Source organism: Streptomyces sp. NPDC031497, assembly GCF_055580905.1.
Window position 1 is genome coordinate 278,072 of the sequence record NZ_JBVIKO010000006.1, and the last position, 24,441, is coordinate 302,512.

Below are 24,441 nucleotides of genomic sequence, written 5' to 3' on the forward strand. Positions count from 1 at the left end.
TCGTCAGCCGGAGTAGGGCTCGGCCTTGAGGATCTTCACCGAGGCCTTCTTGCCGTTCGGCAGCTCGTACTCCGCGTCCTCGCCCACCTTGTGTCCGATGACACCGGTGCCGAGCGGGGACTGCGGCGAGTAGGTCTCGACGTCGGAGCTGGCGTATTCGCGCGAGGCGAGGAGGAACGTCATGGTGTCGTCCTCGTCACCGTCGAAGGCGATGGTCACCACCATGCCGGGCGCGACGGCGCCGTCCGCGGAGGTCGGAGCCTCGCCGACCTTGGCGTTCTCCAGAAGCTGGGTCAGCTGGCGCACACGGAGCTCCTGCTTGCCCTGCTCCTCCTTGGCCGCGTGGTACCCGCCGTTCTCGCGCAGGTCGCCCTCCTCGCGCGCGGCCGCGATCTTGGCGGCGATCTCCGTGCGCGCAGGACCAGACAGGTACTCCAGCTCGGCCTTGAGCTGGTTGTACGCCTCCTGGGTCAGCCAGGTGACGTTCTCGCTGGTCTGGGTCACAGGTGCTCCTCGTAGGTACTGGGAATACAAAGCATCGCCCTACCCAGAAGCATGTTCCTCCATGGAAGGGCGAAACCACGAGCCTAACAATTCAACGGCGGAAGGGGGAGGACATAAGCCATTAGAATCATGACAACGCAGGTGAGGGCCTACGTATACGTGGCTGCGTCAGTCGGCGTGGCAGCCGAGCAGCTCCGCCGTGGTGCCCCGGGCCGTCGTACGGAGCGTGACCACCCGGTCGATCTCGGTGGCGGAACCGGTGAAGCGGAAGTCCGCCCGGCCCACCTCGGAGCCGTTCGCCGCCTGGGAACGCAGTGTGCAGTAGCCGGAGGCGCCGGAGTCCTTGTGGACCTCCAGATGCACCTGGACCGCGCTGTCCGAGGCGTCGAAGGCGACGACCTGTGCGCTGATCTCGCTCTTCACGACATAGTGGTAGGCGAAATAGCCGACCAGGGCGAGCAGCAGGGCACCGAGGACGGCACCGGTGATCTTGAGCCTGCGGTCGGCGACCTCGTCCGAGGAGCGGCCGTAGCGGCCCTCGGGCAGCCGCGTGGTCGCGGTACTCATGATCGTCCTCCCGGCAAGAACCACTCCGGACCCGGCCAGAGCCGGACCCCGGAATTATTCGTCCCCTGATTCGGTCACTATAGAAGCGCCGATCGCACCCGAAGACACCGGGGCGCCGACTTACTGAGGATTGAGTCTTGACTGACCAGCTGCGACTGATGGCCGTCCACGCCCACCCCGACGACGAGTCGAGCAAGGGCGCGGCCACCATGGCGAAGTACGTGTCCGAGGGGGTGGACGTGCTGGTCGTGACCTGCACGGGCGGGGAGCGCGGCTCCATCCTCAACCCCAAGCTGCAGGGCGACAAGTACATCGAGGAGCACATCCACGAGGTACGCAAGAAGGAGATGGACGAGGCCCGCGAGATCCTCGGCGTCAAGCAGGAGTGGCTGGGCTTCGTCGACTCCGGCCTGCCCGAGGGCGACCCGCTGCCGCCGCTCCCCGAGGGCTGCTTCGCCCTGGAGGACGTCGACAAGGCGGCCGGCGAGCTCGTCCGCAAGATCCGCGCGTTCCGCCCGCAGGTGATCACCACCTACGACGAGAACGGCGGGTACCCGCACCCCGACCACATCATGACCCACAAGATCTCGATGGTGGCCTTCGAGGGCGCGGCCGACCCCGAGAAGTACCCCGAGAGCGAGTTCGGCCCCGTCCACCAGGCGCGGAAGCTCTACTACAACCAGGGCTTCAACCGTCCCCGCACCGAGGCGCTGCACAAGGCGCTGCTGGAGCGCGGCATGGAGTCGCCGTACGGGGACTGGCTGAAGCGGTGGAACGAGTTCGAGCGCGTCGAGCGCACCCTGACCACGCACATCCCGTGCGCGGACTTCTTCGAGATCCGCGACAAGGCACTGATCGCCCACGCCACGCAGATCGACCCGGACGGCGGCTGGTTCAAGGTCCCGATGGACCTCCAGAAGGAGGTCTGGCCGACCGAGGAGTACGAGCTCGCGAAGTCGCTCGTCGATACTTCCCTCCCCGAGGACGATCTCTTTGCGGGCATCCGCGACAATGCCTGACATGAGCGCAAGCGCAAGTCTGGCACTGACGCACCTCGTCCCCCTCGCCAAGGAGGTCGACGAGAACAAGGTCACCCCCGGCGTCCTCGGTTTCATCGTCTTCGCGGTGATGGCCGTGGCCGTCTGGGGCCTGATGAAGTCCATGAACAAGCACATGCAGAAGGTCGACTTCAAGGAGTCCCCGAACGCCAAGGCGGACCCGGGGACTCCCACGGCCGACCCCAAGGGCTGACCGGCGTCACGCCTCGGCCGGTACCGGCACCCCCATCACCTCACGGGCGTGCCGGCTGGGCACCATGCCCAGCCGCCAGGCCTGCCAGCCGGATTCCAGGGTCACCCCGCGGTCCAGCAGCAGGCCGTACGCCGTGAGGTACTCGGTCAGCTTCTCGTCGCGCAGCGGGTGAGCCGCCCGGGAGAGCTGGGCCAGGTCCTCCTGGGCGACCGCCGTACCCACCTCCACGCCGCCCGGTGCGGCGTAGGGGAGCAGGGTGCAGCGCAGGAAACGCGCCCAGTCCTCGCCGCGGTGGTCGCCGTACGACGAGAACAGGGTGACCGCCTCGTCGCACAGGGCCAGGGCCTGCTGGGTGCGGTTGTTGCCGGCGTCCACGACGGCCAGCTCCAGACAGGTCCAGGCCTCGCCGTGGACGACACCGATGCGCTGGAAATCGGCGCGGGCGTCGACCAGGAGCTGACGGGCGAACCCCGAGTTGCGCAGTGAGCCGGTCTGGGCCGCCCGCTGGTCGCGGGTCACCCGGGCCGAGTGGTGGCGGGCGCAGGCCAGGCCGTAGACGTCCCGCATCCGGGAGAACATCGTCCGCGAGCGCTCCAGCTCACGGACCGCCAGGTCCAGCGTGCCGGTCTCCTCCAGGGCCTGGCCCAGGTAGTAGACGGTCCAGGCCTCGCCGCGCGCGTCCTCGTTCTCCCGGTGCCGGACGGCCGCCTGGCGCAGTGCGTCGACCGCCGGGGACGCGTCACCGTCCACCAGCCGGGCCCGCGCCAGCTGGGTCAGCGCCCACGCCTCGCCACGGGCGTCGCGGGTACGGCCGTAACGCTCCAGCGCCGCGCCCAACTCCCGCTCCGCACGCGGTACGTCACCCATCCGCAGCGCCAGCTGGCCGAGCTGGAAATGCGCCCAGGCCTCGCCGTGCACCGAACCGCCCTCCCGGTGCAGCACGAGCGAGCGGGTGAGCAGGTCCAACGCCTCCGGCAGCCGGGCGCGGTCGCGCTGCACCGCCGCCAGCGCATGCATCGTCCAGGCCCGGTCGGTCGCCAGCTGGGGGGCCGCCTGGAGATCCAGCGCCTCCTGGAGCTTGGCCGCCGCCTCGGTGAGTTGGCCCTGGTGGTGCAGGGTGATCCCGAGGGAACACAGGGCACGGGCCGCACCGGCGTCGTGATGCGCCTCCATGTAGAGGTCCACGACGGAGGTGAGGGTGGTGCGCGCCTTGTCCAGCTCGCCCAGCTGGCGGGCCGCGATACCGGTACGCCACTGCACCGAACGCACCAGCAGACCCTGGTCCACCGCCTGTGCCAACTCACTGATCTCACCGAGCCGGTACAGGTCGCCGCGCAGCAGGCAGTAGTCGCACAGGGCGCCCAGCAGATTCTGCACGGCCGCCTGGTCGACGCCCTCCGCATGCCGCAGCGCCGCCGTGATGAAGCTCGACTCGTCGTCCAGCCAGCGCAGCGCCTCGTCCAGGGAGGTGAAACCGTGCGGACTGAACCGGTCCGAGCGGGTCGACATGTTGCCGTCCACCAGCCGCAGCACCGAGTCGGCCAGCTCCCCGTAGTTGACGATCAGCCGCTCCTGCGCCGCCGCGCGGTCGGCCGGCTCCTCCTCGTCGGCGAGACGGGCCTGCGCGAAGGCACGGACCAGGTCGTGCAGCCGGTAGCGGCTGCCCCGGACATGGTCGAGCAGACCGGCCTGCGCGAGCGCGACCAGATGACGGGTCGCCTCCGCCTCGTCGGTGGCCAGCAGGGCGGCCGCGGCCGCCGCGCCGAGCGAGGCCCGGCCCGCCAGCGCCAGCCTTCTCAACAGCCGGCGCCCGGTCTCCGACTGGTCGGTGTAGCGCAGCCACAGCACCCGCTCCACCGGCTCGACCGGCCCGTACGCGCCCAGGTCCGTGGCCAGCTGGAGCGGCGAACGCGAACCCAGCGACGAACCCGCCACCCGCAGCGCCAGCGGCAGCCCGCCGCACAACTCCCGGATCCGCTCCGCGGACTGCGCGTCGTACGGCCCCGACGCATCCTGCGCCGCCGCGTCCAGCAGCTCCTCCGCGCCCGCCGCGTCCAGCGCCGTCACCGGCAGCTGGTGCACCCAGGCCGGCAGGTCCGCGGGCAGGTCGAGCTGCTCCCGGGCGGTGACCAGGACCAGGCTGTCGGACCGCTCCGGGACCAGCGTGCGCACCTGCTCGGCATCCGAGGCGTCGTCCAGCACGATCGTCACCGCAAGGCCCGTCAGATGCTGGTGGTACAGCTCGCTGAGCCGTTTGACCTGCTGGTCTGCCGAGGAACGCTCACGGAACAGCAACTGTTCGCGGGGCGCACCCAGCCGGTTCAGCAGATGCAGCAGCGCGTCCCGGGTGGGCAACGGCGGCTCGCCCCGGCTGTCGCCGCGCAGATCCACCACGACCGCGCCCCGGAAGAAGTCCTTCAGCTCGTGGGCGGCCCGGATCGCGAGCGTCGTACGCCCGGAGCCGGGCTCCCCGTGCAGGACGACGACCGTCGGACGGGTCTCCGTGGTCGCCCGCGCCGCCTGCGCCCACTGCCGGATCCGCGCCAGCTCCTGATGACGGCCGGCGAACGGCCCGTCCGGGTCGGGGAGCTGGCCGAACGACTGCTGAAGCACCATACGTCTGCGGGCCGCCGCGCTCTTGTCCGCGCCGCGCAGCCCCGGGCCCTGCTTCTTCGGTCCCGTGGAGGCGCTGAGAACCCGCTGCTGATCGAGGAACGGCCGGATGCCGCGTACCTCCAGCGCGGTCAGCCACTGCAGGCGCAGCTGCTCCGGGCCGCCGGGCTGACCGGCCGCGCCGGCCCGGTGATGAGCGGCGGGGAGATGGGTACCGGCGACCTTGACGACCGTGGCGGCCGCGCCGATCACTCCGGCGGCCACGCCCGCGCCGAGCGCCGTACCGGCGCCGGTGCCCAGGGAGAGGTCGGCGACGGTGGCGGCGACCGCGGCGACGGCCGCTACCAGCAGGGGGGTTCCGGCGCCCTCTCTGGCATACCGCTGGCCGAAGCTCTGCCGGCCGGCCTCCGTCTCGTCGAGGGCGTGGGCGTAAGTGTCGTACTCCTCGGCGGCGCTCTGCGCCATCGCCTCCAGGCCGCCCCGGGCCCGGGACAGCAGCAGCTGTCCGTCGACGCGGCCGCCGGAGCGGCGGACCTCCTCCTCCACGGCCTGGACCAGCAGCCGGTCGGCTTCCGCCCGATGGGCGTCCCGCATGTCCCGTCCCCCTCCAGCGGTAACTCCTTTGCTTATGAGTGTCCTTGGGAGAAGGCGAAGTTGCGAGAGGGCCGGATCATCGAAGAGCGGGGGCTAGCGCGGCACGGGCTCGCTCTGCCGTCCCTTCGACAGCGCCAGGAAGACGCACGCCGCGGCCAGTCCCGCCTCCGCCACGGCGCTGCCGAGCGCCTCCAGCAGTTCCGTGCCGACCGCCGACGTCGTTATGTCGAACCACGCGTCCAGGATCGCGACCGATGCCGTCGCCGAAGCCGTCAGACGGGCCCGGGCGTCGCCCCGCAACCCCAGCACCGCCGTCGCCGCGCAGCCCGCCGCCATCAGGACGTCCAGCCCGATCCAGGCCAGCGACCAGTTGTGCACCTCGGTCCTGGTGGGCAGCGTCAGCGCCAGCACCACCGTCCACGGCACGAGCAGCACGGAGGACGACCCGAGAAGGATCAGTGCCCACCGCTTCAACCGCCTTGTCCGCTTCATCCTCCGCGCCTTCGTCGCCGTTGACCGCTCCAACACCTCGACCCCCTCGCCTTGTTCCAGCCCCGCGGAACCTGTGGATCCTGTGGATCCCACGGGTCCTCCGGCATGCCCCCACGCTAGACCGCAGAGAAAATTCTGCAAAGGAAAATCGGCAGACATCAGGGACGGCTCAGGGTTCTCCGGGTTACGGTGATCGCATGACCGACGGCACGCCCAGGACGGCCGCGGCGCCCGACCCCGCCGCAGGCGCCGAGCTGACCAGCCTCGAACGCACCGCCCTCTACAAGTCCCTGGGCAACCCCCTGCGCCGCCGGATTCTCGACTACCTCGGCCGGCACGGCGAGGCCAACTCCACCGTGCTCGCCCGCGAACTCGGCGAGAGCTCCGGCACCACCAGCTACCACCTGCGCAAACTCGCCGAGCAGAAGCTCATCGAGGAGATCCCGGAGAAGTCCGGCGGCCGGGAACGCTGGTGGCGGAGCCTCCCCTTCAGCCACACCACACCCGACCCGGCCACGATGACGAGCGAGGAGTACACGGCGGCCGAGCACCTCGCCCTCCTCAAGATCGAGGTCGACACCAGGCTGTTCCGCCGCGCCCACGAGGAGTGCCGGGGCCCGCAGGGCTGGGCCCAGGTGCAGCGCACCGGCACCTGGATGACCAAGGACGACCTGCACGCCTTCGTCCACGCCTACCGGGAACTCCTCGACCGCTACAGCCACCCGGACGACGCGGTCCCCGAGGGGGCGCGCCGGGTCAACCTGCGCTTCTACGCTGCTCCGGACAGCGTGGGAGAGTGGGAGGGTGAACCGACTGGCCCATGAGACGTCCCCGTACCTCCTCCAGCACGCCGACAACCCCGTCGACTGGTGGCCCTGGTCGGCCGAGGCCTTCGACCGGGCCCGCGAGACCGGCAGACCCGTCCTGCTGAGCGTCGGATACAGCTCGTGCCACTGGTGCCATGTGATGGCTCACGAGTCCTTCGAGGACCAGGCCACCGCCGACTACCTCAACGAGCACTTCGTCTCCGTCAAGGTCGACCGTGAGGAGCGGCCCGACGTCGATGCCGTCTACATGGAGGCCGTGCAGGCCGCCACCGGGCAGGGTGGCTGGCCCATGACCGTGTTTCTCACGCCCGACGCCGAGCCCTTCTACTTCGGTACGTACTTCCCGCCCACCCCCCGCCACGGCATGCCCTCCTTCCGGCAGGTCCTGGAGGGTGTCCGGGCCGCCTGGACCGACCGGCGGGACGAGGTCGCCGAGGTCGCCGGGAAGATCGTCCATGATCTCGCCGAGCGGGAGATCGGCCACCAGGGCGCCCAGCCGCCCGGTGAACAGGAACTCGCCCAGGCCCTGCTCGGGCTCACCCGCGAATACGACGCGCAGCGCGGCGGGTTCGGCGGTGCTCCCAAGTTCCCGCCGTCCATGGTCATCGAGTTCCTGCTGCGCCACCACGCCCGGACCGGTGCCGAAGGCGCCCTGCAGATGGCCGCCGACACCTGTGAGCGGATGGCCCGCGGCGGCCTCTACGACCAGCTCGGCGGCGGCTTCGCCCGGTACTCCGTCGACCGTGACTGGACCGTGCCGCACTTCGAGAAGATGCTGTACGACAACGCCCTGCTCTGCCGGGCGTACGCCCACCTGTGGCGGGCCACGGGGTCGGAGCTGGCCCGCCGGGTCGCCCTGGAGACCGCCGACTTCATGGTCCGCGAACTGCGCACCGAGGAGGGCGGGTTCGCCTCCGCCCTGGACGCCGACAGCGACGACGGGACCGGCAAGCACGTCGAGGGCGCGTACTACGTGTGGACGCCCGCGCAGCTCGGCGAGGTCCTCGGCGCGGACGCGGATCTCGCCGCCCAGTACTTCGGGGTCACCGAGGCCGGCACCTTCGAGCACGGCCAGTCCGTCCTGCAACTCCCGCAGCAGGAGGGAGTGTTCGATGCCGAGAAGGTCGAGTCCGTCAAGCGGCGGCTGCTCGCGAAGCGTGCGGAACGCCCCGCGCCCGGCCGGGACGACAAGGTCGTCGCCGCCTGGAACGGGCTCGCCGTCGCCGCGCTCGCCGAGACCGGCGCCTACTTCGACCGGCCCGACCTGGTCGAGGCCGCCGTCGGCGCCGCCGATCTCCTCGTACGGCTGCATCTCGACGACCACGCACGTCTCGCCCGCACCAGCCGGGACGGCAGGGCCGGCGCCAACGCGGGTGTCCTGGAGGACTACGGCGACGTCGCCGAGGGCTTCCTGGCGCTCGCGTCCGTGACCGGCGAGGGTGTCTGGCTGGAGTTCGCCGGGCTGCTGCTCGACCATGTCCTGGTCCGCTTCGCCGACCCGGAGACGGGCGCCCTCTACGACACCGCCTCCGATGCGGAGCGGCTGATCCGCCGGCCGCAGGACCCGACCGACAACGCCACGCCCTCGGGCTGGACCGCGGCCGCGGGTGCGCTGCTCGGTTATGCGGCCCACACCGGGTCGGAGCCTCATCGCACCGCGGCGGAACGGGCGTTGGGCGTCGTCAGGACGCTCGGGCCGCGGGTGCCGCGCTTCGTCGGGTGGGGGCTCGCCGTCGCCGAGGCGCTCCTCGACGGTCCGCGCGAGGTCGCGATCGTGGGGCCTGACCAACGGGACAGCCGCACGGCCGTCCTGCACCGCACCGCGCTTCTGGGCGTCGCCCCCGGCGCAGTCGTGGCCATGGGGACTCCGGAGAGTGACGAGTTCCCGTTGCTCGTGGGGCGGCCGCTCGTCGGCGGGGAGGCGGCCGCGTACGTGTGCCGTAACTTCACGTGCGACGCCCCGACCACCGACCCGGAGCGGCTGAAAACGGCGCTTGGAGGCTGAAGTTCGGGGAAAGGCCTGCCCATCCGGGAGAACAAGTGGCCGGATTTGTGCGTCTGTTCGGATAGATACCGCTTACGGCCTCGCCGTTCCGAAACATGCTATTTATCGGAATGGCTACCTGGCTTCACAGATCCCCCCTAGGCTCTGCACAGACACGCGACGGTTGTGACTCAACGTCGCGTACAGGGGGCTTTGGGATCTGGGGGGATCTTCTCTTGCTGACGTCTGTCTTCATCGCGGTCGTCTCGCTCGCCTTGTTCTGGATGGCTGCCTTCACCCTGTGGTGGCAGATGCACGCGTGGCGTACGCCCGAGGTGCTCGCGTCCACCCGGTTCGGCAGACCTGACGGGGGCGAACACGTGTCGTTCTCGCTGTTGCTGCCCGCGCGGCACGAACAGGCCGTGCTCGACCACACCATCCAGCGGCTGCTGGAGTCCACGCACACCGACTTCGAGATCATCGTGATCGTCGGACACGACGATCCGGAGACCACCGCCGTCGCCCGCGCGGCGGCCGAGAAGGACCGGCGCGTCCGGGTCGTCGTCGACACCCACGAGAAGAAGAACAAGCCGAAGGCCATGAACACGGCGCTGCCGCACTGCCGCGGCGATGTCGTCGGGGTCTTCGACGCCGAGGACCAGGTGCATCCGGAGCTGCTCGCCCACGTCGACCACGCCTTCCGCACCACGGAGGCGGACGTCGTCCAGGGCGGCGTCCAGCTCATCAACTTCCACTCCAGCTGGTACAGCCTGCGCAACTGCCTGGAGTACTTCTTCTGGTTCCGGTCCCGGCTCCATCTGCACGCGCAGAAGGGGTTCATCCCGCTCGGCGGCAACACCGTCTTCGTGCGGACGGCCGTGCTCCGGGAGGCCGACGGCTGGGACCCCGACTGCCTGGCCGAGGACTGCGACCTGGGCGTGCGTCTGTCGTCCGTCGGCAAGAAGGTCGTCGTCGCCTACGACTCCGACATGGTGACCCGCGAGGAGACCCCGGGCTCGCTCATGTCGCTGCTCAAGCAGCGCACCCGCTGGAACCAGGGCTTCCTGCAGGTCTACCGGAAGCAGGACTGGAAGCAACTCCCGGGCTTCGGGCAGCGGTTGCTGGCCCGCTACACCCTGATGACGCCGTTCCTGCAGGCGTTCTCCGGCGTGATCATCCCGCTGAACGCGGCGGTCGCGCTCTTCCTCGACGTCCCCGTCGGCGTCGCCTTCCTCACCTTCCTGCCGCTCGTCACCGCCGCCGTCACCTTCGTCTTCGAGGTGGTCGGGCTGCACGACTTCGGCAAGCAGTACGGGCTCCGCGTCCGCTTCATCCACTACGTGAAGCTCGTCGTCGGCGGCCCCTTCTACCAGGTCCTCCTCGCCGGAGCAGCGATCCGCGCAGTGTGGCGCGAGCAACGCGGCCGGAACGACTGGGAGTTGACCACTCACGTCGGCGCGCATCTCACCGCGGCCGAGACGATCCGAGAGGACGTTCCTGCGTGACCTCCACTCTTCCCGCGGTGACCACTCCGAAGGTCCCCGCGCAGCGCAGAGCTGTGCCAAAAACAGGTTCGACCGGTCGGACAGCGCCCCCGCTCCGGCTCCGCTCGTCCCGTCGTGACCTGATCCTGTGCGGTGTGCTGCTGCTCGCGATCCTCGCGGTCCAGGGCTGGAACATCGCCGACTACCCGACCCTCAGCGACGACGAGGGCACCTACCTCGCCCAGGCCTGGGCCGTCCAGGAGGGCCGGGGCCTGGCCCACTACACCTACTGGTACGACCATCCGCCGCTGGGCTGGATCCAGATAGCCCTGCTCACCTGGATACCCTCCGCCATCGACCCCGGCCTGATGACCGTCGGCTCGATGCGCGTGGCGATGCTGCTGGTCAGCGGCGTCAGCGCGGTCCTCGTCTATGTTCTCGCCCGACGCCTCTCGCTGCCCCGCTGGGCGGCCGGCCTCGGCATGGCCCTGTTCGGGCTCTCGCCGCTCTCCGTCGTCCTCCAGCGCGAGATCTTCCTCGACAACATCGCCGTGATGTGGCTGCTGCTGGCCTTCTGCCTCGCCGCCTCGCCCAGCCGTCACCTCTGGCACCACTTCGGCGCCGGCCTCGCCGCCGCCGCGGGCGTCCTCACCAAGGAGACGATGCTCGTCGTCCTGCCCGCCCTCCTCGTCACCATGTGGCGGCACGGCCACCCCGACACCCGCAAGTTCGCCCTCACCGGCGCCGTCACCGCATGCACGCTCGCCGGACTGTCGTACCCGCTGTTCGCCCTCCTCAAGGGCGAGCTGCTGCCCGGCGCCGGCCATGTCTCGCTCTGGGACGGCGTCAAGTACCAGATGGCCAGGCCGGGTTCGGGCTTCATCCTGGACACCTCGTCCGGCTCCTACGGCGTGCTGCACTCCTGGCTGTACTACGACCGGGTGCTGCCCGTCGGCGGCCTCGCCGCGGCCCTGCTGCTCCTGGCCGCCCACCGCTGGTCGGTGACCGCCCGCGCGCTCGCCGGACCGGCCCTGACCGTGGTGATCCTGGCCGCCGTCGCCCTGCGCCCCAACGGCTATCTGCCCGCCATGTACATCATCGGCGCGCTTCCGTTCCTCGCCCTGGTCCTCGCCGGGGCCGCCGCCTCCGTCACGCACGCCGCGCTCCGCAGGTGGCGCACGGAGGGCGAGAAGCGGGCCGTGACCTACGGCCGGTACGCGCTGGCCGCCGTACTCGCCCTCGCCGCCGGCGCGTACACCGTGCCGAAGTGGTACGACGGCGACCGCACCGCCGTCACCGCCGACGCCAACGCCTCCTACCGGAAGGCCTCGCACTGGCTCGGCACGCAGGTCGCCGACCCCGCCCGCGCCCGCGTCCTCGTCGACGACGCCCTCTGGCTCGACCTGGTCCACCAGGGCTACCGGCCCGGTCTCGGCGCCATCTGGTTCTACAAGGCCGACCTCGACCCGGCCGTCACCAAGACCATGCCGCACGGCTGGCGCGACCTCGACTACGTGGTCGCCTCGCCGACGGTACGGCGGGACGCCCGCGACCTGCCCAACGTCCGGGCCGCGCTCCGGCACTCCGCCCCCGTCGCCACCTTCGGCACTGGCGACGACCGCATCGAGATCCGGCAGATCGCAGGGGGTACCCGTTGAGCAGCCACGAGTACACCGTCCCCGCGGCGGGGCTGGAAGCGGCGGAAGTCCCCGAGCCGGGCGCCGTCACCATCGTCGTACCGACCTTCAACGAGTCGGGGAACGTACGGCAGTTGCTGCACCAGATCACCGAGTCGGTGCCCGTGCGGCTGCCCTGTGAGGTCGTCTTCGTCGACGACTCCACCGACGACACCCCCGAGGTCATCCGGCAGGCCGCGCAGGACTGCCCGTTCCCGGTGGCGGTGCTGCACCGCGAGGAGCCGGTGGGCGGGCTCGGCGGGGCCGTCGTCGAGGGGCTGAAGGCGGCCACCTCCGAGTGGATCGTCGTCATGGACGGCGACTGCCAGCATCCGCCGTCCCTGGTACCGGAGCTGGTGGCCACCGGGGAGCGGGCGAACGCCGGGCTCGTCGTCGCCTCCCGGTACATCAAGGGCGGCAGCCGGGCCGGGCTCGCCGGCAGCTACCGGATCGCCGTCTCGCGCGGGGCGACCTGGCTCACCAAGTCCCTGTTCCCGCGCCGCCTGCACGGCATCAGCGACCCGATGAGCGGCTTCTTCGCGATCCGGCGGAGCGCGGTCACCGCCGATGTGCTGAGGCCCCTCGGTTACAAGATCCTCCTGGAGATGGCCGTGCGGAGCCGCCCGCGCGAGGTCGCCGAGGTCCCGTTCGTCTTCCAGGACCGGTTCGCCGGCGAGTCCAAGTCGACCGCGCAGGAGGGCCTGCGCTTCCTGCGCCACCTGGCCGGCCTGCGCACCGCCTCGCCCGTCGCCCGGATGGTCGGCTTCGGGCTGATCGGGCTGAGCGGCTTCGTGCCGAACCTCGTCGGGCTGTGGGCGCTGACCGCGTTCGGCCTGCACTACGTCCCCGCCGAGATCCTCGCGAACCAGCTCGGCGTCGCCTGGAACTTCGTCCTCATCGAACACCTGCTGTTCCGCGACCGGCGGGCCCATCGCCGCTGGTGGGACCGGGCCGGCCGGTTCGCGCTGCTCGCCAACGCCGACCTGGTGCTCCGCATCCCGCTGATCGCCCTGTTCGTCGGCCGGTTCGGGATGGGCGCGCTGGCTGCCACCGCGCTCGCCCTGGTGACGACGTTCGTCCTGCGCTTCGCCGGGACCGAGGCGCTGGTGTATCTCCCGCGCCGCAAGAAAGATGCAAGGAGAGCCGCGTGACCATGAAGCACAGAAGGACGGCGCTGGTCGGGGTGGGCGCCCTGACCGCCGGACTGCTGCTCACCGCACCCCAGCCCGCCGAGGCGGCCAACCTCGTCAAGAACCCGGGCTTCGAGACCGCCGGCACCGACGGCATGCCGTACTGCTGGGAGAAGTCCGGCTGGGGGGACAACGACTTCGCCTTCGCGACGACGACGGACGCCCACTCCGGCTCCCAGGCCATGAAAGTGACACTGACCCGGCGGGTCGACGGCGACCGCAAGGCGCTGATCACCGAATCCACCGACTGCGCGCCCGTCGTCACGGCGGGCAAGCAGTACGACCTCTCGCTCTGGTACAGGTCGACCACCCCGGACACGTCGGTCACCCTGTTCCGGCACGACACCACGGCGGGCTGGCAGTACTGGACCGACCTGAAGACCCTCGACATGGCGACCGCGTACACCCGGGCGACCGTCCGCACCCCCGAGGTCCCCGCCGGTACCGACCGCATCACCTGGGGAGTCTCGGTCTACGGCACCGGCTCGGTGACGACCGACGACTACACGATGGAGCAGGTCGCCGACGCCGTGCCGCCCGCCCAGTGCACGGGCACGAACGCCCAGTGCGCGGACGGCAGCTGGTCGGTCCTGCCGACCCAGAACCCGGTCCGCTCCATGCACTCCGTCGTCCTCAACAACGGCAAGGTGCTGCTGATCGCCGGCTCCGGCAACAGCGAGGAGAACTTCAACGCCGGCACCTTCACCAGCGCGGTGTACGACCCGGCCAACGGCACCTACAAGGTGATCCCGACGCCGAAGGACATGTTCTGCTCGGGGCATGTGCAGTTGCAGGACGGCCGAGTGCTCGTGATGAGCGGCAACAAGGCCTATCCGGTCGCGGGCGGACACGGCTACGAGGGATACAAGGACTCGTACGTCTTCGACCCGGCCACCGAGACCTACAGCAAGACCAACGACCTCAACGACGGCCACTGGTACCCCTCGGCGACCGAGCTTGGCAACGGTGACGTCATCTCCTTCGGGGGGCTCCGGGAGGACTCGTCGGGGTCGGTGACGGCGGAGTACTGGTCGGACGCCCAGCAGAAGTGGCTGGGTCTCGGGGACGTCCACCAGACCTGGTCGTACTGGGGGCTGTACCCGTCGATGATCCTCATGCAGGACGGGCGGCTCTTCTACTCCGGCAGCCATGTCTTCGGCAACAACATCCCGGGTACCGGCTCCGCGGTCTACGACTACGGCGCCAACACCGTCACCCAGATCCCGGGGCTCCGGAACAAGGACGAGCGCGACCAGTCGGCGAGCGTGCTGCTGCCTCCGGCACAGGACCAGAAGGTCCTCACGCTGGGCGGCGGCAACATCGAGTCCAACCCGGACGCGAACCGGCTGACGGACCTGATCGACCTGAAGGACCCGAACCCGTCGTACGTCGCCGGGCCGCCCCTTCCGCAGGGCACGGTCGATCTCGGCAACGGGCCGGTGGCCGAGACCGGCAACCAGGGCAAGATGTACGTCTCCGCCGTGCTGCTCCCCGACGGCAAGGTCCTGGAGACGGGCGGCGCGCTGCACAACCGCGCCAACCCGGTGTACGAGTCGTCGATCTACGACCCGGACACCAACGCGTTCGACTCCGTGGCCGCGGATCCCGAGGCCCGGGGCTACCACTCGTCGGCGTTCCTGCTGCCCGACGGGCGGGTCATGGCCACCGGTGACAACCCGGGCAACGGCACCTGGAACCACAACGTGTCGATCTACACGCCGCCCTACCTGTACAAGGGCACCCGGCCGGCCATCACCTCGGTGATCAACCAGGAGTGGAAGTACGGCGACACCCAGCGGATCACCGTCGACCGGCCCGTCGCCAAGGCGGAGCTGATCCGGCCGGCCGCGGTCACCCACTCCTCCGACCCGAACCAGCGGTTCGTGGATCTGCCGCTGTCCGTCGACGGCAACAACGTCGACCTCAACGTCACCAGCAATCCCGATCTGGCTCCGCCCGGCTGGTACATGCTGTTCGCGGTCGACGCGAACGGGGTGCCGTCGGTCGCCAAGTGGGTGCATCTGCAGGGGCCGGCCGCGCTGGGGGACGCCTCGCCGCATATCCACTCCTTCGCCGACTCCCTTACGGGGAAGACCTCGGGGGCGGGGAAGAAGCGGGCCTCGCAGCCGGTCAGTACGACGGTCTCCGGGTGCGACCGGCACTACGGGTCGGTCAACGTGTGCGTGCCGACCGCCTTCCCGGCGGGGGTCAAGAAGACGGCGGCGGCTCGCTGCGCTTGGCTCAAGCTGAATCAGTACGGGCGGCTGACGGTCAACGGCAAGGATGATCCGCTGGGGCTTGACCGGGATCGGGACGGGGTTGCCTGTGGGCGGGGGGATGTAGGCCGGTAGTTGTCTGCGGGTGTGCGGGGGCTGGCCGCGCCCACGCGGCGGTAGCCGCACATCGACTACAGCCCGGCGCCCCTGACGGGGCGCTCCAGCGCAGGGCGTTGAAGAGGCGGGGCGTGTGCCACGGTGGTCGTGGCGCGCGCCCCTTCTCGTGCGCGTGTTCGAACGGATCGCGCTTTCTGCTCGTTGCGTCGAAACATGTCATTTATCGGATGAGTTCATGCTCTTCACATCACCCCCATACAATCCCGATCGTGCCGTGACGCGTGTGACGCGTTGTCATGGTCGGGGAGGGAATGGGGAACTGGGGGTCTCGCGCACTGGCCGTCCGGCGGTTCGTCGCGTCCGCGGCGAGTGGTGTGTGAAGATTTTGTAAGTGAAGTTTGCGCTTTGTGTGACCCCTGTTCACCCAAGATCTCCTAGCATCGCTGAAGCAGTGCCCGGTTCTGTCGCTTTTCGGACCGAGGCAGCCGTGTTATGTGGGGGGAGAACGCAACATTGTCCGAGTTCTTCGACCAGGTCTGGTCGTGGATCGTCGAGGCTGTGGGGGAAACTTCGTGGCGAGAGCTGATGCCGCTGGGGCTTGCCGGACTCTTCGTCTGGGCGCTCTGGCTGTACCGAGCGGTGCTCTCCCGGTTCGCCAGACCAGTCGTCAACAACTTCCGCACCAGTGTCTCCGTGGTGGTCCCGGCGTACCGGGAGGACCCCGACATCCTGCTGGAATGCCTGGAGACCTGGCTCGCCCAGGATCCGGCTGAGATCATCATCGTCCCCGACGTGGAGGACCACGAGGTACTGCACCGGCTGTCGCTGGTCGAGGACCCCCGGGTCCGGGTGCTCGCGTTCGAACACAGGGGGAAACGTTCCGCCTTGGGTGTCGGCATACGCGCGGCCACCGGGGAGCTCCTCGTCCTGGTGGACTCCGACACCCGCTGGGAGCCGGGGCTGCTGGACGCCGTACAGATGCCCTTCGCGGACCCCACGGTCGGCGGGGTGGGCACCCAGCAGAACGTTTACCAGCGCACCACCAGTGTCTGGCGCCGCATAGCCGACTGGCTGGTCAACCTCCGCTACTACGACTACGTCCCGGCCATGGGCCGGGCCGGTGCCGTGGCCTGTCTGTCGGGCCGTACGGCCGCCTACCGACGGGCCGCGGTCCTGCCGGTCCTGGAGAACCTGGAGAACGAGTTCTTCCTCGGCCGCCGCTGCGTGGCCGGTGACGACGGCAGGCTGACCTGGCTGGTGCTCGCCTCCGGCTACAAGACGGTGCACCAGTCCTCCGCACGGGCCATCTCCATGTTCCCGTCGTCCTTCCGGGCCTTCGTCAAGCAGCGCGTCCGGTGGAGCCGCAACTCCTACCGGTGCTACCTGACCGCGCTGTACAAGGGCTGGCTGTGGCGGGCCCCGCTGGTCACCAAGATCACCGTGCTGCAGATCCTGCTCACCCCGGTGACCATGGGCATGGCCCTCGGCTATCTGCTGCTGAGCCGGCTCGACTTCAGCGGGCGCGGCATCGTCCTCACCCTGGTCTGGCTGATGCTGGGCCGTGCGGTCCGTGGCTACTCGCATCTGCGCAGGCATCCGCAGGAGATCCTGCTGCTGCCGCTGACGGCTCTCGTGGTCATCATGATCTCGCTGCCGATCAAGCTGTACGCCTTCGTCACCATGAACAAGCAGGGCTGGCTCACCCGCAGCTCCACCAGCATCGGAGGCGAGGGGCAGAGCGCGGCCACTCTCTCCGGCGGCGGTCAGAACCACTCCGCTCTCCAGCCGGAGGTGATCTGACGTCATGTCAGCGCAACTCATCACTGTCAGACCGGGCCCCGGCACCGGGCTGCGCCGGGCCGGTGCCAGAACGGCGGCGCTGCTGGGCGCCTTCGCGGTGGCGGCGACGCTGCTGCTGGGCACGTCCACCGCGGCGCACGCCGACGGGGACGGCGACCAGAAGAAACTCGCCGCCGAGGACGCGGAGACCCAGGCCGCGCTGGTCGCCGACGAGGACCACCGGCTCAACCAGGTACGGGCCTTCACCTCGGTGGCGCCCCTGCAGAGCACCAAGTGGACCGTGCCGTACCGGCTGGACACCGACAACGGATACACCCTGGTGCTCACCCAGCGCAGCAACGCCTACACCATCGCCGACCTGCTGAAACTCGCCCCGCAGACCTTTCTGCGGCGCAAGGACGGCTCGTATCTGCTGACCGAGAACATCTACCTCAACGTCGGCGCCAAGCTGAAGCTGTCCAACCCGGGCGGCCTCACCCTGCGGATGGCCAGCAACCGCACCGGCTTCGTCTCCATCGTCTCCTTCGGCGGCGAACTGGCGCTCCAGGGCACCGCCCAGGCGCCGTTGACGATCACCAGCTGGGACCCGCAGGCCAACAAGGCCGACGCCGACGTCCGGGACGGCCGCGCCTATATCCGCACCATCGGCGGCCAGTTCGAGATGACGCACACGAAACTCTCGAACCTGGGGTTCTGGAGCGGCCGTACCGGCGGGCTCAGCCTGACCGGAACCGACCGGCCGAACACCGGATCGCTGGAGGACACCGGCCAGATCCACGGCAAGACCGCGCGCGAGCGGGCCGAGGAGCAGGGGAACGCGCAGGACGACGGGAACTCCAGCAGCGGTGATGTCACCGCCATGCCGTCCGGCGAACTGACCACTCCCGACGCCCGTTTCTCCACCGGCGGCCTCTCCTACGTCTCCGGGTCGATCACCCACTCGACCATCACCGGCAACGCCTTCGGGATCTTCATCTCCAGTGCCACGGGGATCGAGATCAGCGACACGACCGTGGAGAACAGCCTGGAGGACGGTGTGGTGCTGCACCGCTTCGTCTCCAGCTCGCTCGTGCAGCGCACGGTCGCGAAGGACAACGGCGGCGACGGCTTCATCCTCTCCCGGGCCACCCAGCAGGTGCGGATCAGCGGCTCCACCGCCCAGGGCAACGGCGGCAACGGCTACACCCTCAGCGGCAAGCCGCTCGCCGACGGCCCGTCCGCCTCCGGCCAGGCCGTCGACAGCTACGGCTCCAACTCGGTCGCCAACAGCGTGGCCAAGGACAACGGCCGCTACGGTGTCGAGGTGCTCGGCGGGTTCGACGTCGGGGTGCAGAACAACCGCATCGAGGGCGGTGACATGGGGATCGTGGCCCGCCTGGAGGCGGACAAGGTGTCCATCACCGGCAACCGCCTGACCGGCCAGAACCGGCAGGGCATCTCGGTACGGGACGGCGTCACCGACGCCACGGTCACCGGCAACATCATCGACGGCCCGGAGACCGGCGTGTACGTCCGCGACTCGGCCGCCGAGATACGCGGCAACACCGTCCAGGACGCGACCAACCACGGTGTCAGCCTGGTCGGTGGCGTGGACGGTACGACGGTCTCCTTCAACGTGATCGGCGGGGTCGGCCCCAGCGCACTGGACTCCAGCCGCTCCCACGGCGGCGCCTCCATCAAGGAGAACCAGACCTTCGCCTGGTACGACACCAGTTCCTTCTGGGTCAAGGTCAAGCACTACGCGAGCCCGATGACCCTGCTGTGGACCGGCATCCTGCTGCTGATCCTGTTCTCGGCCGTCATGGGCCGGCGCAGGCGGCGCGGTCACGGGCGGATCGCCCGGATCATCCATCCCTACTCCGACAAGGCACCGCTGCCCGCCCCGCCCCCGGACGAGATCGAGGTGGCAGGCCGCCGCAGGACGCCGGTGATGAGCGAATGAGCGACGACACACCGGACGAAACACCGGACGGGACAGGTGCCGGCACAGCGGCCGGCACCCCGGGGACGTCACCCACTCCGGTGGAGCGGCTGCGCCGGATCTGGCTGTCCGGCGGCCTGCCGCTGTGGGTGGCCTCGGCCGCCCTGCTGATCTCGGTGGTGGCGCTGATCGTGGCGGCCTCCACCGGAGACGGCCCGCCCGTGGTGTACGGGGCGGGCCCCGACGCGGGTCCCACCATCGCGGTGGCCACCCCCACGGACGACACCGACGACTCCGGTGCGGCCTCCTCCGCTCCGGAACCGAGCGGTACGGCCTCCGACGAGCCGACGGCCGCGCCCACCCCGTCCAGCTCCGCCGCGGCCGCCGCGTCCGGAGGGACGAAGTGCCCGGCCGCCACGGTGACCGTGGGGGACGCCAAGTCCCTTGCGGAGGCCCTGGACCAGGCACAGCCCGGCGATGTCATCAAGATGCGGGACGGGGTGTACGACGACAAGTTCACCGCCGCCAACCCCGGCACCGGGAGCCGGCCGATCTTCCTGTGCGGCGGCCCCGGCGCGGTGATCGACGCCGGTGACGTCGACGGCGGTTACGCCTTCCACCTGGACGGCGCCAGCCACTGGCGGCTGATCGGCTTCACGGTCCGCAACGGCCAGAAAGGGGTCATGGCCGATCATGTCCGGAGCACCATCATCCAGGGCCTGACCGTCGAGAACATCGGCGACGAGGGCATCCACCTGCGCGACTTCAGCTCCGGCAACGTGGTCGAGAACAACACCGTCCGCGCCACGGGCAAGCGCAAGGAGCAGTTCGGCGAGGGCATCTACGTCGGCTCGGCCGAGTCCAACTGGTGCACGGTCACCGACTGCAAGCCCGACAAGAGCGACGACAACGTCATCCGCGGCAACCATGTCAGCGCCACCACCGCCGAGTCCGTCGACATCAAGGAGGGCACCACCGGCGGCTCCCTCATCGACAACACCTTCGACGGCGTGGGGCTCAGCGGGGGACACAACGACTCCTGGGTCGACGTCAAGGGAAACAACTGGCTGATCAGGGGCAACGTCGGCCGTCACTCCCGTGAGGACGGCTTCCAGACCCATCAGATCCTCGACGGCTGGGGCACCGGAAACGTGTTCCAGGGCAACACCGCGCAGGTGGACGGCCCCGGCTACGGCTTCCATCTCGCGCCCGTCGAGAACAACAAGGTCGCCTGCGACAACAAGGTCAGCGACGCGGCGAAGGGCCTAGCCAACACCGCCTGCTCCTCCTGACGGCGAGGGGCCCGGTGCGCACCGGGCCCCGCACGCCGACGCAGTCCCCTCTCCTTCCCCCACGTTCACCCACGCGCGTCCTCGGCATGCGCGCTTTCTGCTCGGGAACCCCTCTCGGAGGCATCATGGACACTCTTCTCGACGGCACCGCCGCCCCCCGTCTCACGGTCATCGGCACCGGCTACCTGGGCGCCACGCACGCCGTGTGCATGGCGGCGCTCGGCTACGAAGTACTGGGCGTCGACGTGGACCCCGCCAAGATCGAGCTGCTGAGAGCCGGGGAGGTGCCGTTCTTCGAGCCAGGACTGCCCGAACTCCTGGTCAAGGCCCAGGAATCCGGCCGGCTGCACTTCACCACCAGCCTCGCGGAGGCCGCGGAGTTCGGCGACATCCACTTCGTCTGCGTGGGCACCCCGCAGCAGCCCGGCTCCTACGCGGCGGACCTGCGCTACGTGGAGGGCGCGGTCACCGAACTGGCCCGGCATCTGAACCGGCGGGCCCTGGTGGTCGGCAAGTCCACGGTGCCGGTGGGCACCGCGGCCCGGCTGGCGGAGCTGGTCCGCGCGACCGCGCCGGCCGGGGACGAGGTCGAACTCGCCTGGAACCCGGAGTTCCTGCGGGAGGGCTTCGCCGTGGAGGACACCCTGCACCCCGACCGGCTGGTGTTCGGCACCGAGTCCGCGTGGGCGGAGGAGCAGCTGCGCGCGGCGTTCGCCCCGGTCATCGCCCAGGGCACCCCGGTGGTGGTGGCCGACCTGCCGACCGCCGAACTGGTCAAGGTCGCCGCCAACTCCTTCCTGGCCACGAAGATCTCGTACATCAACGCCATGGCGGAGGTCTGCGAGGCCACCGGCGCCGATGTGCACCGGCTGGCGGAGGCGCTGGCCTACGACGACCGGATCGGCGGCCGGTTCCTCAAGCCGGGCCTGGGCTTCGGCGGCGGCTGCCTGCCCAAGGACATCAGGGCCTTCATCCACCGTGCCGAGGAGCTGGACGTCGCCCAGGCGGTGGCGTTCCTGCGCGAGGTGGACGGGATCAACCAGCGCCGCCGGGCCCGCACCGTGGACCTGGTCCGTGAGCTGGTCGGCGGGGAACTCGCCGGGACGAAGGTGGTCGCGCTGGGGGCGGCCTTCAAGCCCAACTCCGACGACATCCGGGACGCCCCGGCGCTGGACGTCGCCGCCACGCTGCACCGGGCCGGTGCCCGGGTGACCGTCTACGACCCGGTGGCGATGGACAACGCCCGCCGTGTCCACCCGGAGCTGGAGTACGGCACCGACGTACTGCAGGCCGCCGCGGACGCCGATGTCGTGGTGCTGCTGACCGAGTGGGCGCAGTTCCGGGAGATCGACCCGGAGGTCATGGGTTCCGTGGTGAACCGGCGCCGGGTCGTGGACGGCCGGCACGCCCTGGACCCCGCCCAGTGGCGGGCGGCCGGCTGGGAGTACCGGGCGCTGGGCCGCAGCTGACCCCGGGCCCGGCTCAGGCGAACTCGGCGAGGGCGCGCTCCACGATGGCCTCCAGCTGCTGGTGGTGCGCGCCCTTCCAGTAGGCGCGGCCGCACTCCGTGCACTGGGCGAAGACGTCGTACGACTTCTGCGTCCCGCCCTTGAGCTGGTCCGCCACCTCCTCCTTCGTCGCATTCCTCAGCAGGCCGTTGCAGGCCGTGCAGCGGGTCCAGGGGTGCAGTTCGGGGGCGAAGCGGTCGAGGATGTCGTGGAGTTGCTCGTCGGGGCTGGTGCTGTAGACGTAGGCGCCGGCCCACAGTTCGCGGCGGCGCAGCAGGCCCCGGTCGCGGCTGAGCAGCACGCGCCTCTCGGCCGCCGAGCGGGCGGAGAGGGCGGGGTCGCCGATGTCCGTCGACTCGTAGGCGGTGTCCACGCCGAGCAGGCGCAGCCGGCGGGCGAGGGTGCCGAGGTGGACGTCGAGGAGGAAGCGGAGCGGGGCGCCCGGGACCTCCTGCGGGCGCCGGACCGCGCGCACGGCCACCGACTCGCCGTCGGCCGGGATGTGGGCGGCCGGCACCTCCCGGCCGTCCACGACCAGCGCGCCGACCTCGGTGAGCGGGACGCCCAGGGACTCGATCACATGGCCGAGCGTCGAGACCGCGTCGACGGCCAGCGGGTGCGTGCCGGTGCGGCGGGCGTGCGGGACGAACAGGGCCAGCTCGGGGGCGACTTCGACACGGATCTCGGCAGCGTTCACCTGGTCAGGATGGCACGGGAGGCGGCCGGGACCTCAGGGTTTTTCCGGCGGCAGACCGTTTTCGATGACGTTCAGGGCGCGGTCCACGAGGGACTGGAAGTCGGGCTCGTGGTCCTGCTCCTCGACCAGCGCGTACATCGCCTCGCGGGTCTTGATCTTCTTCCGTCGGCAGGCCGGACAGCACGAACATCACGAGCGTCGCGGCGAGGGTGCTGAGCAGGAAGCCGCGGGGGGCGAGGAGGGTCATGTCGAGCGTGGGGCGCTCGACCCGGCGTTCGCGCAGCACCAGGCCGGTGATGAGGGCGACGGAGCCCGCCGGCAGGGCCAGGACCAGCGGGTCGCCCCAGCCGCGGTCGGGGGCCTCGATGATCGGGTGGATCAGGGCGCCGAGGCCGGTCACGGTGAGCGCGGTGGACAGGACGTCGCCCCTGGGGGAGGCGGGGTCGCTGGTCTCGGGGAGCAGGAAGCCGCCGGTGATTGGGCCCAGCGGCAGGCCGGGCGCCGAGGTGGCCGAGACGATGCCGACGGCCCGGGTGCGCTCCTTCGGCCCGAACAGTGAGGGCGGCACGGGCATGGCGAGCGGCATCAAGGAGATGAGAGTGGCTGTCAAAATCTATTGCCTGTCAATGGGGAGATCCCGTCGAGACATGAAAAAAGTGGCCACGGCTCGGGAGCCGTGGCCACTCGGAGCGGCGTGGTGGGCCTACGCGTGCTGGTAGGCCACCAGGGAGATCCCCACGTAGTGGACGACGAACGCGGCCAGCGTGAGGGAGTGGAAGACCTCGTGGAAACCGAAGTAGCGGGGTGACGGGTTCGGGCGCTTGATGCCGTAGATCACGCCACCCGCGCTGTAGAGCAGACCGCCGACGATCACCAGGACCAGCACGGCGATACCGCCGGTACGCATGAAGTCGGGCAGGTAGAAGACCGCCGCCCAGCCCATCGCTATGTAGCAGGGCGTGTACAGCCAGCGAGGGGCGCCGACCCAGAAGACCCGGAAGATGATCCCGGCCGCCGCCGCGGCCCAGACGCCCCACAGCAGCCACTGCCCCTTGGCGGCGGGCAGGAGCAGCAGGGTCAGCGGGGTGTAGGTGCCCGCGATGATCAGGAAGATGTTGGCGTGATCGAGTCTGCGCAGGATGCCGTCCATGCGCGGGCTCCAGTTGCCCCGGTGGTACAGCGCGCTCACGCCGAACAGCAGGCACGCCGTCAGGACGTAGATCCCGCAGGCGACGCGACCGCGCGGTGAGTCGGCGAGGGCGGTGAGAACCAGGCCCGAGATGAGTACGGCCGGAAACATGCCCAGATGCAGCCAGCCACGCAACTTGGGCTTGACCTGGTGCGACAGGGAGGAGAGCGCGCTGGAGCCGCGGCCGGCGGCCGGCGAATCCGAGGGCGCGTCGGGGACGGGCGCAGTCATGCACCGCATCGTACCTACGGAACCGTAAGTCACGGATCAGTCTCGCCCGATGACCGTCCAGGAGTGGCCATCGTCTCACGGTCACCCGGCGGGCTCGCATCGCCGGGCAAAAAGACCTTGAGGCGAACTCAATGTGGATGCAAAGAAACGCAGGTGGGCATGGCGACCGTGGCCTTCCTCACGTCGCTCATCTGTGACTCCCTCTGGACAGATGGGTGATCGAGTCGGAGGATCAAATGAGTGCGGTCGGCACCGGATGAGCGCCAGACAGTCGTGCACTGTGAAGCA

The 24,441-nt window shown here is 70.1% G+C and carries 18 protein-coding genes and 1 pseudogene; 12 read left to right on the top strand and 7 right to left on the bottom strand.

What is annotated here, in order from left to right; all coding sequences use genetic code 11:
* Positions 1-3: 3 nt before the first annotated feature.
* Both greA and ACZ5K7_RS15105 read right to left on the bottom strand, forming a co-directional pair.
* Positions 4-504, bottom strand: coding sequence for a transcription elongation factor GreA (gene greA, locus ACZ5K7_RS15100; RefSeq protein ID WP_351708421.1), 501 nt, complete (start codon positions 502-504; stop codon positions 4-6).
* 168 nt (positions 505-672) lie between these two features.
* Positions 673-1,071, bottom strand: a complete 399-nt coding sequence (locus ACZ5K7_RS15105; RefSeq protein WP_351708424.1) for a DUF4307 domain-containing protein — start codon at positions 1,069-1,071, stop codon at positions 673-675.
* Between the two features lie 137 nt (positions 1,072-1,208).
* Here ACZ5K7_RS15105 and mca point away from each other — a divergent pair, with 137 nt between their 5' ends.
* Positions 1,209-2,090 (top strand): mycothiol conjugate amidase Mca, encoded by an 882-nt coding sequence (mca, locus tag ACZ5K7_RS15110; RefSeq protein ID WP_351708427.1) that lies wholly within the window; start codon positions 1,209-1,211, stop codon positions 2,088-2,090.
* A complete protein-coding gene (locus ACZ5K7_RS15115) occupies positions 2,083-2,322 on the top strand; it encodes a hypothetical protein (RefSeq protein ID WP_351708430.1) in 240 nt (79 codons plus the stop codon). Before mca ends, ACZ5K7_RS15115 begins: the two co-directional genes overlap by 8 nt.
* A 6-nt stretch (positions 2,323-2,328) precedes the next feature.
* Here the strand turns inward: ACZ5K7_RS15115 and ACZ5K7_RS15120 are convergent, their stop codons facing one another.
* Together ACZ5K7_RS15120 and ACZ5K7_RS15125 are read right to left on the bottom strand one after the other, a co-directional pair.
* A complete protein-coding gene (locus ACZ5K7_RS15120; protein WP_468913603.1) occupies positions 2,329-5,529 on the bottom strand; it encodes a tetratricopeptide repeat protein in 3,201 nt (1,066 codons plus the stop codon).
* 93 nt (positions 5,530-5,622) lie between these two features.
* A complete protein-coding gene (locus tag ACZ5K7_RS15125; protein WP_351708436.1) occupies positions 5,623-6,021 on the bottom strand; it encodes a hypothetical protein in 399 nt (132 codons plus the stop codon).
* A gap of 197 nt (positions 6,022-6,218) precedes the next feature.
* Between ACZ5K7_RS15125 and ACZ5K7_RS15130 the strand changes: the two genes are divergently transcribed.
* The 10 genes from ACZ5K7_RS15130 to ACZ5K7_RS15175 all read left to right on the top strand — a co-directional run bounded on the left by ACZ5K7_RS15130 (position 6,219) and on the right by ACZ5K7_RS15175 (position 21,997).
* Positions 6,219-6,845 (top strand): ArsR/SmtB family transcription factor, encoded by a 627-nt coding sequence (locus tag ACZ5K7_RS15130; protein ID WP_468913606.1) that lies wholly within the window; start codon positions 6,219-6,221, stop codon positions 6,843-6,845.
* Complete coding sequence (locus ACZ5K7_RS15135; protein ID WP_468913609.1) at positions 6,826-8,853, top strand: thioredoxin domain-containing protein; 2,028 nt, start codon at positions 6,826-6,828, stop codon at positions 8,851-8,853. Before ACZ5K7_RS15130 ends, ACZ5K7_RS15135 begins: the two co-directional genes overlap by 20 nt.
* Before the next feature lie 215 nt (positions 8,854-9,068).
* On the top strand, positions 9,069-10,337 hold the full coding sequence (locus ACZ5K7_RS15140; protein ID WP_468913612.1) for a glycosyltransferase: 1,269 nt from the start codon (positions 9,069-9,071) through the stop codon (positions 10,335-10,337).
* Positions 10,334-11,974 carry an ArnT family glycosyltransferase gene (locus tag ACZ5K7_RS15145; protein WP_468913615.1) on the top strand — a complete coding sequence of 547 codons (1,641 nt, stop codon included), beginning with the start codon at positions 10,334-10,336 and terminating at the stop codon, positions 11,972-11,974. The genes ACZ5K7_RS15140 and ACZ5K7_RS15145 overlap by 4 nt, the downstream gene beginning before the upstream one ends.
* Positions 11,971-13,143, top strand: a complete 1,173-nt coding sequence (locus ACZ5K7_RS15150) for a glycosyltransferase (RefSeq protein WP_468913617.1) — start codon at positions 11,971-11,973, stop codon at positions 13,141-13,143. Before ACZ5K7_RS15145 ends, ACZ5K7_RS15150 begins: the two co-directional genes overlap by 4 nt.
* A gap of 2 nt (positions 13,144-13,145) precedes the next feature.
* Positions 13,146-15,533, top strand: a complete 2,388-nt coding sequence (locus ACZ5K7_RS15155; protein WP_468913912.1) for a galactose oxidase-like domain-containing protein — start codon at positions 13,146-13,148, stop codon at positions 15,531-15,533.
* 495 nt (positions 15,534-16,028) lie between these two features.
* Positions 16,029-17,315, top strand: coding sequence for a glycosyltransferase family 2 protein (locus ACZ5K7_RS15160; protein WP_468913620.1), 1,287 nt, complete (start codon positions 16,029-16,031; stop codon positions 17,313-17,315).
* A 4-nt stretch (positions 17,316-17,319) separates the two neighbouring features.
* Complete coding sequence (locus ACZ5K7_RS15165; RefSeq protein ID WP_351708459.1) at positions 17,320-19,257, top strand: right-handed parallel beta-helix repeat-containing protein; 1,938 nt, start codon at positions 17,320-17,322, stop codon at positions 19,255-19,257.
* A complete protein-coding gene (locus ACZ5K7_RS15170; RefSeq protein ID WP_468913623.1) occupies positions 19,254-20,528 on the top strand; it encodes a right-handed parallel beta-helix repeat-containing protein in 1,275 nt (424 codons plus the stop codon). The genes ACZ5K7_RS15165 and ACZ5K7_RS15170 overlap by 4 nt, the downstream gene beginning before the upstream one ends.
* Before the next feature lie 125 nt (positions 20,529-20,653).
* A complete protein-coding gene (locus tag ACZ5K7_RS15175) occupies positions 20,654-21,997 on the top strand; it encodes a UDP-glucose dehydrogenase family protein (protein WP_468913626.1) in 1,344 nt (447 codons plus the stop codon).
* Between the two features lie 13 nt (positions 21,998-22,010).
* Here the strand turns inward: ACZ5K7_RS15175 and ACZ5K7_RS15180 are convergent, their stop codons facing one another.
* From ACZ5K7_RS15180 to trhA, 3 genes and pseudogenes are all read right to left on the bottom strand, one after another.
* The gene (locus ACZ5K7_RS15180; protein ID WP_351708468.1) at positions 22,011-22,733 is read right to left on the bottom strand and encodes a Mut7-C RNAse domain-containing protein; all 723 of its coding nucleotides are present in this window, start codon (positions 22,731-22,733) and stop codon (positions 22,011-22,013) included.
* Between the two features lie 169 nt (positions 22,734-22,902).
* Positions 22,903-23,316 (bottom strand): annotated as a pseudogene (locus ACZ5K7_RS15185) (MFS transporter); the annotation flags it as partial.
* Between the two features lie 120 nt (positions 23,317-23,436).
* The gene (trhA, locus tag ACZ5K7_RS15190; RefSeq protein WP_351708471.1) at positions 23,437-24,153 is read right to left on the bottom strand and encodes a PAQR family membrane homeostasis protein TrhA; all 717 of its coding nucleotides are present in this window, start codon (positions 24,151-24,153) and stop codon (positions 23,437-23,439) included.
* Positions 24,154-24,441 lie beyond the last annotated feature (288 nt).